General features: G+C 34.8%; 14 protein-coding genes, 2 rRNA genes and 1 riboswitch (1 of these 17 cut by a window edge). Of the genes, 11 read left to right on the top strand and 5 right to left on the bottom strand.

What is annotated here, in order from left to right:
* Together THEWI_RS07355 and rrf are read left to right on the top strand one after the other, a co-directional pair.
* Positions 1-703, top strand: a 23S ribosomal RNA gene (locus tag THEWI_RS07355); it begins 2,179 nt to the left of the window's first position.
* Between the two features lie 32 nt (positions 704-735).
* A 5S ribosomal RNA gene (gene rrf, locus THEWI_RS07350) occupies positions 736-844 on the top strand.
* A gap of 106 nt (positions 845-950) precedes the next feature.
* Here the strand turns inward: rrf and THEWI_RS07345 are convergent.
* Genes THEWI_RS07345 through THEWI_RS07330 form a run of 4 tightly spaced genes read right to left on the bottom strand, consistent with a single transcriptional unit; the run spans position 951 to position 4,150 of the window.
* The gene (locus THEWI_RS07345; protein ID WP_003869565.1) at positions 951-1,601 is read right to left on the bottom strand and encodes an aspartate/glutamate racemase family protein; all 651 of its coding nucleotides are present in this window, start codon (positions 1,599-1,601) and stop codon (positions 951-953) included.
* Positions 1,602-1,617: 16 nt separating this feature from the next.
* Positions 1,618-2,442, bottom strand: coding sequence for a MetQ/NlpA family ABC transporter substrate-binding protein (locus THEWI_RS07340; RefSeq protein WP_003869564.1), 825 nt, complete (start codon positions 2,440-2,442; stop codon positions 1,618-1,620).
* Positions 2,443-2,469: 27 nt separating this feature from the next.
* Entirely contained in the window at positions 2,470-3,123 is a 654-nt protein-coding gene (locus tag THEWI_RS07335; RefSeq protein WP_014062968.1) for a methionine ABC transporter permease, read from the bottom strand.
* Positions 3,116-4,150, bottom strand: coding sequence for a methionine ABC transporter ATP-binding protein (locus THEWI_RS07330; protein ID WP_014062967.1), 1,035 nt, complete (start codon positions 4,148-4,150; stop codon positions 3,116-3,118). The genes THEWI_RS07335 and THEWI_RS07330 overlap by 8 nt, the downstream gene beginning before the upstream one ends.
* A 70-nt stretch (positions 4,151-4,220) precedes the next feature.
* Positions 4,221-4,343: riboswitch (SAM riboswitch) on the bottom strand.
* Between the two features lie 284 nt (positions 4,344-4,627).
* On the opposite strand from THEWI_RS07330, the gene THEWI_RS07325 reads away from it, so the two are divergent.
* Entirely contained in the window at positions 4,628-5,197 is a 570-nt protein-coding gene (locus THEWI_RS07325; protein WP_014062966.1) for a GNAT family N-acetyltransferase, read from the top strand.
* Between the two features lie 15 nt (positions 5,198-5,212).
* Positions 5,213-5,761: an RNA 2',3'-cyclic phosphodiesterase gene (thpR, locus tag THEWI_RS07320; protein ID WP_014062965.1), complete on the top strand. Its 549-nt coding sequence runs from the start codon at positions 5,213-5,215 to the stop codon at positions 5,759-5,761.
* A gap of 24 nt (positions 5,762-5,785) precedes the next feature.
* Here thpR and THEWI_RS07315 read toward each other — a convergent pair whose 3' ends face one another.
* Positions 5,786-7,498: an Rqc2 family fibronectin-binding protein gene (locus tag THEWI_RS07315; RefSeq protein WP_014062964.1), complete on the bottom strand. Its 1,713-nt coding sequence runs from the start codon at positions 7,496-7,498 to the stop codon at positions 5,786-5,788.
* 198 nt (positions 7,499-7,696) lie between these two features.
* Here THEWI_RS07315 and THEWI_RS07310 point away from each other — a divergent pair, with 198 nt between their 5' ends.
* From THEWI_RS07310 to rpoZ, 7 genes are all read left to right on the top strand, one after another.
* Positions 7,697-8,224 carry a Chromate resistance protein ChrB gene (locus tag THEWI_RS07310; protein ID WP_004396143.1) on the top strand — a complete coding sequence of 176 codons (528 nt, stop codon included), beginning with the start codon at positions 7,697-7,699 and terminating at the stop codon, positions 8,222-8,224.
* A gap of 15 nt (positions 8,225-8,239) precedes the next feature.
* The gene (locus tag THEWI_RS07305) at positions 8,240-9,370 is read left to right on the top strand and encodes an MFS transporter (RefSeq protein ID WP_014062963.1); all 1,131 of its coding nucleotides are present in this window, start codon (positions 8,240-8,242) and stop codon (positions 9,368-9,370) included.
* A 91-nt stretch (positions 9,371-9,461) separates the two neighbouring features.
* Complete coding sequence (dapF, locus tag THEWI_RS07300) at positions 9,462-10,286, top strand: diaminopimelate epimerase (RefSeq protein ID WP_014062962.1); 825 nt, start codon at positions 9,462-9,464, stop codon at positions 10,284-10,286.
* Between the two features lie 45 nt (positions 10,287-10,331).
* Positions 10,332-11,204: a YicC/YloC family endoribonuclease gene (locus tag THEWI_RS07295; protein WP_014062961.1), complete on the top strand. Its 873-nt coding sequence runs from the start codon at positions 10,332-10,334 to the stop codon at positions 11,202-11,204.
* Between the two features lie 12 nt (positions 11,205-11,216).
* Complete coding sequence (gene remA, locus THEWI_RS07290) at positions 11,217-11,510, top strand: extracellular matrix/biofilm regulator RemA (protein ID WP_003869230.1); 294 nt, start codon at positions 11,217-11,219, stop codon at positions 11,508-11,510.
* Between the two features lie 9 nt (positions 11,511-11,519).
* A complete protein-coding gene (gene gmk / locus THEWI_RS07285; protein WP_014062960.1) occupies positions 11,520-12,143 on the top strand; it encodes a guanylate kinase in 624 nt (207 codons plus the stop codon).
* On the top strand, positions 12,140-12,352 hold the full coding sequence (gene rpoZ, locus THEWI_RS07280; protein ID WP_014062959.1) for a DNA-directed RNA polymerase subunit omega: 213 nt from the start codon (positions 12,140-12,142) through the stop codon (positions 12,350-12,352). The genes gmk and rpoZ overlap by 4 nt, the downstream gene beginning before the upstream one ends.
* Positions 12,353-12,360 lie beyond the last annotated feature (8 nt).

Genomic DNA, 12,360 nt, shown 5'->3' with positions numbered 1-12,360 from the left:
TAACCTATAGCCGTGGAGCCGGCGTAGGGACAATGGCAGGTGGGCAGTTTGACTGGGGCGGTCGCCTCCTAAAGGGTAACGGAGGCGCCCAAAGGTTACCTCAGCGCGGACGGGAATCGCGCGAGAGAGTGCAAAGGCAGAAGGTAGCCTGACTGCGAGAGAGACATCTCGAGCAGGGACGAAAGTCGGGCTTAGTGATCCGGCGGCAGTGAGTGGGAACGCCGTCGCTCAACGGATAAAAGCTACCCCGGGGATAACAGGCTGATCTCCCCCAAGAGTCCACATCGACGGGGAGGTTTGGCACCTCGATGTCGGCTCATCGCATCCTGGGGCTGAAGTAGGTCCCAAGGGTTGGGCTGTTCGCCCATTAAAGCGGTACGCGAGCTGGGTTCAGAACGTCGTGAGACAGTTCGGTCCCTATCCGTCGCGGGCGAAGGAAACTTGAGAGGCACTGCCCCTAGTACGAGAGGACCGGGGTGGACGAACCGATGGTGTACCAGTTGCACCGCCAGGTGCACAGCTGGGTAGCCAAGTTCGGAGGGGATAAACGCTGAAAGCATCTAAGCGTGAAGCCCGCCTCAAGATTAGGTTTCCCACCCGTAAGGGGTAAGACACCTCGAAGACCACGAGGTAGATAGGCCGGGGGTGTAAGAGTGGAAACACTCTTAGCTGACCGGTACTAATCAGTCGAGGACTTGACCGAGAAGGCTTTGTGCAGTTTTGAAGGTCTAGATTTCCGGTGGCGATAGCGGAGGGGAAACACCCGTTCCCATTCCGAACACGGAAGTTAAGCCCTCCAGCGCCGATGGTACTGCTTTCGCGGAAGAGTAGGTCGCTGCCGGTAAAATTTTATACATATTTAAAAAGAGGTAGTCTGTTTTTAAAATGGACTACCTCTTTTCTAGTTTTTGTTTTTTATGTGGTGGAATTAGTAACTGCAATTAGTTTAACTAAAGGAGTTCAAGTAGCATTTCTTCTGCAGGGTCAATAATATGCATATTTAATTTTTCTGCAAGCTTTTCTTTCAAATAAGGTAAGTGGGTGCAACCTAGTACTATACCATCTGCATTAAAATTTTTAGGTACTAAATCAGCGAGACTAAATTTCTCGATGATAACTTCTGGAATTTCAAAATTTTCAATTGCCCTTATTATAGGAAGCATAGTTATTCCGATAATTTGAACTAACGGGTTATTTTCATAAAATATCTTTTCTATGGCCTCTAAGGATTGACTATTAGCAGCCCAAATTACCAGCCGATTGTACTTTGAAGCTACACTATGGTATACTTGAAGAGGTGTTACAATATTAGTATCTGGGTATTTTTGTTTTACGAGTTCAAGGTCTATTGCAGCTGAAAGAGAATTGCAGTAAATCATTATCTTCTTTATGTTTTCTTTTTTAAAATCCCCGATGATAGAGATTACTTTTTGTGTGAGGACATCAGGTTTTAAAAATTGGAGGATGTTTTGTTCATCCGGGGTTGAAGCCGTGGAAATTCCCAATGCTTCAATCCCGTTTTTTTTCACAAAATCAACTCCCATTTGAGTATCTACTGGAGTACCAGCGATAACCCCAATAATTTTATGAGATTGTGACAATAAGATCGCCTCCTGTTTAGAAAGCAGGTACTACGGCACCTTTATAATTGTCCTCGATAAATTTTTTAACTTCTGGAGAATTTAAGGCTTCGGCTAACTTCTTAAGTTCAGGCCTTGATTCATCACCTTTGCGAACTACCAGTACATTGACATAAGGGGAATTTGCTGATTCGATAAAGAGAGCATCCTTAGTGGGTACAAGTCCAGCTTCCAACGCATAGTTGGTATTTATTACTGCTGCGTCTACATCTGATAATACTCTTGGCAGAGTAGCTGCTTCCAACTCGGAAATCTTAATTTTTTTAGGATTTTCGACAATGTCATTTACTGTTGCTTTAATACCTGCATCTGGTTTTAATTTTATTATTCCAGCTGATTGCAGCAGTAGCAAAGCTCTTCCGCCATTGGTAGCATCATTTGGTATGGCAATAGTAGCACCTTCTTTTAATTCACTGAGATTTTTAATTTTTTGTGAGTATATTCCCATAGGTTCGATATGAACTTTAGCAATGTATGTTAAATTGAGATTATGTTCCTTTGAAAAATCTTCAAGATAAGGAATATGCTGAAAGTAATTAGCATCTAATTCTTTTTCAGCAAGTTTTAGATTAGGTTGCACATAATCTGTAAACTCTACAATTTCTAAATTAATTCCCTCTTTCGCAAGTATAGGTTTTACGACGTTTAAAATTTGGGCGTGGGGCACTGGAGTAGCTCCTACTTTGATGGTTATCTTTGATGTGTCCTGTGTTTGGGATTGGGATGTTTGTTTTGCTCCACATCCTGAGATAAAAAGTGTTATAAGACTAAATAGTAAAACTACGGTTAAAATTTTTTTCACTTTAATTTCCTCCTTTTTAAATATAATTTACCGGTTCCTTGACAGATGTTTTACTAATATATCTCCTAGAAATTGAATTAGTTGTACCATAGCTACCAAAATTACTACGGTATAAAGCATAATGTCAAGCATAAATCGCTGATATCCATATCTTACTGCTAAATCTCCTAGCCCACCACCTCCTATAACACCTGCCATTGCAGAATATCCTACTAAATTTATAGTAGTTATAGTAACCCCTGCTGCTATGGAAGGTAGAGCCTCAGGGATTAACACCTTAGTTATAATTTGAAAAGGCGAAGCTCCCATAGACTGGGCTGCTTCAATGACACCGCGGTCTACCTCTCTCAATGCTGTTTCGGTAAGCCTTCCCATAAAAGGGATAGCTGCTACAGAAAGTGGAACAATAGCAGCAGTGGTTCCTATAGCCTTTCCTACAAGCAACCGGGTGAAAGGTATAAGTACAATTAAAAGTATTACAAAGGGTACAGAACGGAAAATATTTACAATAGTACCTAGTATTTTGTTTAAAGGTTCGTTATGCAGTATCTGATCTTTGTCAGTTACCATTAACAGCACACCAAGTGGTACACCAAAAATTGTTGCTATGAGCGTTGATACCACTACCATGTATATAGTTTGCCACGTTCCGACCAGCAATAAGTTTATAGTTTCAGACATTTTCAATCACCTCCACGTCGAGTCCCAAATCTTTTAGATATTTTAAAGCAGCGTCTGTTTCACCGTTTTTGCCTCTTAGCTCAATTATAAGAGTACCGTAGGGCATACCCTGGATGTGGTCAATGTTTCCATAGAGAATATTGGTGTCAACATCAAATTTTCTTATAATGCTTGATATGACAGGTTCTGTTGTAATTTCGCCGAAAAAGGCAATTTTAATAATTTTGCCTTCCAAGTGTTCGTGGGACAAGTTTTCAATCCTATCTTTTAATTCCTTAGGTATTTCTGATAAAGTTACAGATTTTAAAAAATTTCGTGCGGTTTCTGTTTGAGGTTTTTTAAATACTTCAATAAGAGGTCCCTGTTCTACCACACGACTTTTTTCAATAACTGCTACTTTATTGCAAATTTGTTTAATGACATTCATTTCATGAGTTATGAGAACTATGGTGATTCCCAGCTCCCTATTTATATCTTTTAAAAGATTTAAAATAGAAAGAGTTGTTTCTGGATCCAGCGCTGAAGTAGGTTCGTCACAAAGAAGAACTTTCGGATCATTAGCCAGGGCTCGTGCTATGCCTACCCGCTGTTTTTGACCGCCTGAAAGCTGAGAAGGATAGTTGTCGGCCTTGTCGGAAAGCCCCACGAGCTCTAAAAGATTTTCTACTTTTTTATCGATTGTCCTTTTGTCCAGCCCGGCAATCTCCAAAGGAAAAGCCACATTGCCTCTGACAGTTCTGGATGATAACAGATTAAAATGCTGGAATATCATGCCTATTTTTTTTCGCATTTCTTTTAATTCAGAGGGAGAAAGCCGAGTCATTTCAACACCATCTATCTCAATTGAACCGGAAGTTGGCTTTTCAAGCATATTTATGCAGCGCAGGAGAGTACTCTTTCCAGCACCGCTCAGACCTATAATTCCAAAAATATCGCCTTTTTCTATGTTGAGGTTGACGTCTTCCAAAGCCCTAACATTTCCTGAAGCTGAATGATAAACTTTTGTAAGATTTCTAATATAGATCAAAGAAAAGCCTCCTTTCCCAAAATAAAAATAAAAAATCCTCTTCTGACAGTACGAAGAGGTTTTTTAAATCCTCTTATCTGCCAGAACTCAACGTTCTGCAGGAATTAGCACCGTGCAGCCGCATGTTTAAAACTTTCGGCCACCGGTTGCCGGGTTTCATCGGGCCAGTCCCTCCACCTGCTCTCGATAAGAGTTTTTATTTTATTATTCACTTCAGCAATTTAATTAGATAATAACATCAACATAAACTTTTGTCAATAGGCTAAAAAGCAATTTGTCAATAACCAGCGAAAATGTCATTGTTATCGCAATAATTAATCCAAGAGTGTCTACAATAATATACTAACACCAGTTATGCAAGCCTATGAAATGTTAAATAAACTTAGTGAAAAGCACACTGAACTTTTTAAAAAGGATCACTTTTCTTCTGATTTTTGTGCTATAATAAATTAAAAATTTCTTTGGAGGGTTTTGGTCATGTTAAAAAGTAATAGAATTGAACTTGTTCCATTTGAGAGCAAATATTTTGAAAAATTTGTAGAGTTTCGGAATAGTGATGATAGTAGAAATTTAACGATGCCGGGTATACCATATCCTGTTACAGTAGAAACTGTTGCAGAAAGGTGGAAAACAAAAAAAGATCCAAAAGAAAATGGAGAATTCGCTATAATACTTAGGAGCACAGGTGAATATATAGGAAATGTTTCATATAATAATGTCGACTGGAAAAATAGAAACTGTGAGATTGCGATAATGATTGGGGAAGAAAAACACAGAAATAAAGGCTATGGTACGGAAGCTTTAAATTTACTACTGGATTTTATTTTTAATGAATTAAATTTACATCGAGTAGAGTTAAGGGTTTATGATTTTAATGAAAGGGCAATAAAGAGTTATGAAAAATGTGGTTTTAAAAAAGAAGGGCTATTGAGAAAAGTAGTATATAAGCACAGTAAGTACATAAATGAATATGTAATGGGAATTTTAAAAGAGGAGTTTATTAATAGAAACAATTATTACCAGGAAAATAATAACAATAATAAGTGAACAAGGAGGATAATTATGAGAGCTTTTATTGGAATTGATATAGGCGAAAAAGCTATAGAGCAGATAGTGAGATTTCAGGAAACATTGAAAAATTATACTGTAAAAGGGAGATGGACTTATAAAGATAATTTCCACATCACATTAAAATTCTTAGGAGAAATAGAAGTAGAGGCTATTTCTAAAATAGAAGAAGCGGCAAAAGTTGCAGTAAAAGGCATCAGCCCTTTTTACATACGACTTTCAGAAGTAGGATTTTTTAAAGGTGATAAGGAGATGAGAGTTTTGTGGATAGGAACAGAAGAAAGTGAATTTCTAAATAAATTGCATCACAATATAGATAAAGAATTATATAAAATAGGATTTGCAAAAGATGAAAGAAAATTTACTTCCCACATTACTATTGCCAGAGACATACGTTTAAGCATTGACATAGAAGAAGTAAAGAATCTTTTTGAAAAACAAGAGAAAGAGGCTATTTTAGTAGATACAATTTTTTTGTATGAGAGCGTTATACAAGAAAATAGAAGAAAATATATTCCTATATTTAGTGTGCCTTTAAAATAAGAAATAAGATGCCTAAAAAGCATCTTACTCTGGATTTACATAAAGGGTCTTTTGGTTTGTATATATTACAAAACCTGGTTTTGCGCCAGAAGGTTTTTTTACGTATTTTTTTAAGGTATAATCAACAGGTACATTTGAAGAATTTTTCGCTTTGCTATATTTGGCGGCTAATTTTGCAGCTTCAATAAGAGTTATTTCAGGCACAGATTTGTTATTTGTCTTTATTATGACGTGGGACCCTGGTATATCTTTTGTGTGAAGCCATATATCGTTAGGATTTGCGAATTTTAACGTTAGATAATCGTTTTGAGTGTTATTTTTCCCTATATATATGTCGAAACCGTCTGAAGATACTACATGTAACGGTTGAGAAAGAGTTTGCCGTGATATTTTTTTCTTTTGCTGCTTATGTATATACCCTTGTTCAGACAGTTCATTTTTTATTTCCTCTATTTCTGATGGTAATGTACAATTTTCCAAGTTCACTAGTTGACCTTCTAAATAAGTTATTTCCTCAAGAGTATCGGATATTTGTTTTTCTATTATTTTATTGGCATTTTTTAACTTGCTGTATTTTTTAAAGTATCTTTGGGCATTTTCTGAAGGGGAATATTTTTTGTCAATGGGTATTTCAATTTCTTCGCCAGTGTAATAGTTCATGGTTTTGAAGCTTTCCATTCCTTTTTTTAGAAGGTGCATATTTGCTGTTATAAGTTCGCCGTAAAGTCTAAAAGTGTCAGCATTTTTTGCTTCGTTTAATTCTTGTTGAAGTTTATCTAATTTGTTATAAAGCTTTTCTAAATTGTTGTTGATGATTTTTCTTAAATCCGATGACCTTGCTTGCAAATTTACTATATTTGCTTTTTCACTGAAAAATTTACAAGCAGCTTGGTTTACTGTAGGGAAAAAAGTTTTTGTAATATATTGAGTCAAATCAATACAAGAAAAGTCAATTACTTCATTTTCCTGAAAGGCAATGCAAGGTTTTAAATTTAAGCTTAAAACATCTTCATATATTTTTTTTATGTTTTGATATAGATTTTCAATTTGCTCATCTTCTATTGATTCTACAAATCTGTCAGATACATTACATCTAAAAGCAACTTCTCTTGCTAAAGTGGGGCTAAATCCTTGTAGAATATCTATTAAGGCTTTTTCAATTTTTTTTGATTTGTAGTTGTTAAGTACTTCCTTGAAAGAGGCTAAAAAGAGATTATTTATATTTAACTTTTCTTGCAGTGGTGGGCAGACATATTGCCTTCCCGGTAGTACTTCTCTTACTTTACTCATATCGGAATATACTCTTTTTATGCTATCTATTATCGTTTGAGTAGCTTTGTCAATTAATATGATATTGCTGTGTCTTCCCATTATTTCAATAATTAGAGTTTTAATTGTTTGATTTTCTAATTCATCTTTTGTTTCTATATCGATTTTTACTATTCTGTCAAATTCTACTTGTTTTATATCTATTATCCTGCCGTTTTGAAGAAATTTTCTCAAAAGCATGCAAAACATTGGAGGCTCAGCAGGATTTTCTTTATTTTCTTCTGTAAGATATATTCTTGGATAATTTGCATTAGCAGACAATAGCAGTTTATAGTTTTTACCTTTATTTCGTATTATAAAGATTAATTCTTCTTTTTCAGGCTGATATATTTTATCAATTCTTCCACCAATAATTTCTTCTTTTAATTCTTTTGTTATTGCATGTAAAGTTATGCCGTCCAAAGCCATAGTTATAACCTCCAGATTTTATTGTATATAAAAAGTATACCATGAAATCGAAGGGTTTAATAGTGAAAAATTGATTGTGTTGATTTTAGTTGTAACATTTGTTACAATAAGATAAGATGTAAAAATAGGAATTAAAGTTTAATTGCCATAAGTAGAAAATTGAAAAGCAAGAGAAAGAAAGATAGAGGAGGTGGAAAGTTGAAGTGGTTACTTTTTGTGTATAAGGTCCCAAGTGATTCGTCAACAGCTAGGGTTACTATATGGAGAAGAATAAAAAAAATTGGCGCTTTGTATTTACAACAGTCTGTATGTATTGTGCCTTACATGGAAAGGCTTGTAAAAGAAATAGAAAAGTTAAAGGATGAAATTAAAGGCTTTGGAGGAGATTTTAAAGCCTTTGAAGTAGTGGCCCTTGATGAAGAAATAGAGAAGGATGTGATAGAACAATTTAATCATCAAAGGAGGGAAGAATATAGTGAAATAAAGGAACAATGTGAAGAGTTTTTTAAAGAGATTGAAAAAGAGATAGCAAGAAAAAATTTTACTTTTGCAGAATTAGAGGAAAATGAAGATGAGTTGAATAAGTTATATAAGTGGTTTGAAAAAGTAGCCCAAAGAGATGTGTTTGAGTGTGAAATGAAAAAAGAGGTTAAGGAATTATTAGAAAAAGCCAGTCGAGACTTTGAATATTTTGCTTCATTGGTTTATGAAAATAATAAAGAGTGAAGGGAGGCATTTTAATTGTTAAATGTAATTATTTTGGGGTTGACAAGTCTTCTTACAGATATATCTACTGAAATGGTATATCCTTTGATTCCACTTTTTCTCACTTCTCGACTTGGGGCAAGCCCGGCAATAGTAGGGATTATTGAAGGGTTTGCAGAAAGTCTAGCTAGTATACTTAAGGTTTTTTCAGGGTGCATATCTGATAAAGTAGGTAAAAGAAAACCTTTAGCTATAGCTGGATATTCTTTTTCTACTATAGGAAAAATGTTTTTGTATTTTGCTACTTCATGGGGATGGGTTTTTTGGGGTAGAACTGCTGACAGGTTTGGAAAAGGAATACGAACAGCTCCAAGAGATGCTTTGATTGCTGAAGCTGTAGATAAAGAAAACATTGGGAGAGCATATGGACTTCATAGAGCATTGGATACTTTAGGCGCAACGATTGGAATTGCTTTAGCGTATTATTTTTTGACTTCTTATAAAGGAGATTATAAAGCAGTTTTTATGTATTCTCTAATACCAGCTTTTTTAGGAGTTATTGTGCTGTTTTTTGCTAAGGAAAGCACAATAAAACATGAACTTTCAAAAAAACTTTCATTTTCTTGGAAAAGTCTTGATAGACGTCTTCAAATGTTTTTAATAGTTATTTTAATTTTTGCCTTAGGTAATTCTTCTAATCAGTTTTTACTTTTGAGAGCAAAAAGTGTGGGCTTTAGTGATTCGGATGTTATACTTTTGTACTTGGTGTATAATATTGTTTACATGATATTTTCATATCCAATGGGAAGATTATCTGATAAGATAGGGAGAAAAAAGCTTCTCATTATGGGTTATTTCTTTTATGGAATAGTGTATTTAGGATTTGCTGTTTTTGGCTTTAAAAGTGCTATGTGGATATTATTTTCTGTTTATGGTTTGTACATCGCTTTGACTGAGGGTGTTGAAAAAGCTTTAGTAGCGGAAATTTCTCCACCTCATTTAAAAGGTACAGTTATAGGGCTTCATGCTACTTTTACAGGCATTGGCCTTTTACCGGCTTCTTTTATAGCGGGAGTACTTTGGGATACATTGGGAGTAACTGCACCTTTTTATTTTGGCGGAATTATGGGAGTTTTGGCTGCTATTGGCCTTATGATCGTTTTATGATTGTTTTCCTCATATTTTCTTAAAATATCTAACCAAATTAGCCTTTTTTGTGTTATAATATCCTTGAAGATTAGAAAATGGAGTGATATAGGTGAAATTTACTAAAATGCATGGATTGGGAAATGACTTTATAGTAATTGAGGCTCTAGAAAATGTAGATTATAGTGAATTAGCTATTAAACTTTGTGATAGGCATTTTGGTATAGGGGCGGATGGTCTTTTAGTTGTTGAGCCTTCAGGAATTGCGGATATTAGGATGAGGATTTTTAATGCAGATGGTAGCGAAGCAGAAATGTGCGGTAATGGTTCTAGATGTTTTGCAAAATATGTTTATGAAAGAGGGATAGTAAAAAAAGAGAAAATGGCAGTGGAAACCTTAGCGGGAGTGATTATGCCAGAAGTTTTTGTAGAAAATGGGGAAGTAGAAAGTGTAAAGGTTTATATGAGCAATCCCATTTTTGAAGCTAGCAAAATACCTATAAAAAGTGACAAGCAAAAATTTATAAATGAGCCAGTAAAAATAGATGGGAAAGTTTATAAATTAACTTCTCTAAGGGTAGGAGTGCCTCATACTATTGTTTTTGTAGAATCCTTAGATGAAAATATGATTAAAGAATTAGGTCCTAAAATTGAAAAATCTTCCCTTTTCCCTCAAGGCACAAATGTAGATTTTGTAAAAGTAGAAGATAAAGAAAATATTTCTGTAAGGACTTGGGAAAGAGGTGTGGGGCTTACTCTTGCTTGTGGAAGTGGTGCCTGTGCGTCTGCAGTAGCTTCAGCAGTTTTAGGCAAGACGGAGCGAAATGTCAATGTCCATTTTAAAGCTGGAAAACTTTTAGTAGAATGGCTGGAGGACAATAGTATTTATTTATCAGGAAGTGTGGAAGAAGTCTTTAGAGGTGAGATAGAGCTTTAGTTTAATACAGAGAGAATTTGACTATAATAAGAAAAAGGTGATATGATGATAAAAAGCATGACCGGTTATGGAAGAGGTGAGATTAAGGAAAAAGGCTATTATATAACTGTGGAAATTAAATCTTTAAACCACAGATTTTTAGACATAAATTGCAGAATGAATAAGCTTTTAAGTGGACTTGAAGAAAAAGTAAGAGAATTTGTTTCGCAGCATGTTGCGAGAGGGAGAATAGAATTAAATATTGGCTTTGAAGTGTATGAAAGAAGTATTAATGTTATAGAAATTGATGAGAATCTTTTGTCAGAATATCTTAGAGTTTTTACTGATGTAAAGTCTAAATTTGAATTAGAAGGATTTATAAAGGTAAGTGATTTGGTGTATTTGCCGGAGGTTATCAAAGTAAAGAATGATGATCTGGATTTAGAAGAAATATGGGAGTTATTAAAACTGCCATTGAGTGAAGCTATTAATAACCTCATTGACATGAGAAACAAAGAAGGTATAAAATTATACGATGATGTAGTCAATAGGATAGACAAAATCTCAGATATAGTAAAAGAGATTGAAGATTTGAGTTTTGTAATGGTAGAAGATTATAGAAAAAGATTGGAACAGCGTATAAGAGAATTGGGGGTAGATATAGACCCTAATAGGATGGCAATGGAAATAGCAATTATTGCTGACAAGTCATGTATTGCTGAAGAAATAACAAGGCTTAAAAGCCATATTATTCAATTTAAAGATTCTTTAAAAGAAGAAGGTTCTATAGGCAAAAAATTAGATTTTATAGTTCAGGAGATGAATCGTGAAGCGAATACGATTGCTTCAAAGTCAATAGACTATAGAATTTCTAACAAAGTCATTGACTTGAAAAATGAGATTGAAAAAATTAGAGAACAAGTTCAAAATATTGAGTAGGGAGGAAAAAGTATGTCGATTAAATTAATAAATATTGGTTTTGGCAATATAATTTCGGCGAATAGATTGGTGGCAATAGTCAGTCCAGAATCAGCACCTATAAAAAGAATAATTCAAGAGGCAAAAAATAGAGGTATGCTTATTGATGCTACATATGGTAGAAGAACAAGAGCAGTTATAATAACTGATAGTGACCACATAATACTTTCTGCTGTTCAACCAGAGACCGTAGCTAATCGTCTCAATTCAAATAAAGAGATATTAGAGGACACTTTAGAAGAAGACGAAGAAGAAGAGGAAGAGTAGGGGGAATTTGTGTTGTCGAAAAAGAAAAAAGGGTTACTTATTGTGCTTTCTGGGCCTTCAGGGGCAGGAAAAGGAACTATATGCAAAGCCTTGATGGAAAAAGAGAAAAATTTAAAATTGAGTATATCTGCCACCACCCGTCAGCCAAGAAGCGGGGAAATAGAAGGGAAAAACTATTTTTTTAAATCGGAAGAGGAATTTGAGAAAATGATAGAAAATGATTCTTTTTTAGAATGGGCAAAGGTATATGGCCACTACTACGGTACACCAAAGGATTTCGTGTTAAAAAATTTAGAAGAAGGAAATGATGTAGTTTTAGAGATAGATATTCAAGGAGCTTTAAAAATAAAAGAGAAGTTTCCAGAAGGAGTGTTTATTTTCATATTGCCTCCTTCAATGGAAGAATTAAAAAATAGGATTAAAAAACGGGGGACAGAGACAGAAGAGGAGATAATAAAAAGATTTAAAAGTGCTTATGAGGAATTAAACTATGTTTCCAGGTACAATTATGTAGTTATAAATGATAGTGTAGAAGAAGCGGTTGAAAAAATTAGAGCTATAATTATTGCAGAGAAATGCAGAGTTGATAGAAATAAGGATTTGTACTTAGAAATCAAGGAGGGGTTGGCATGATTTTATATCCATCAATTGTAGATTTAATGGAAAAAGTAGATAGCAAATATACTTTGTGTTCTTTAGTTGCAAAAAGAGCAAGACAGCTTATTGCTGGTGACACTAAATTAGTAGACATAGATTCTGATAAACCTGTAACAGTTGCTACAGAAGAAGTAAATAAAGGACTTATTACTTATGAAAGACCGCAAAAATATGGAATAAAATAGAGGGTGTT

This window comes from Thermoanaerobacter wiegelii Rt8.B1, assembly GCF_000147695.2.
GTDB lineage: Bacteria > Bacillota > Thermoanaerobacteria > Thermoanaerobacterales > Thermoanaerobacteraceae > Thermoanaerobacter > Thermoanaerobacter ethanolicus.
This window is presented reverse-complemented; position numbering and strand designations above follow the sequence as displayed.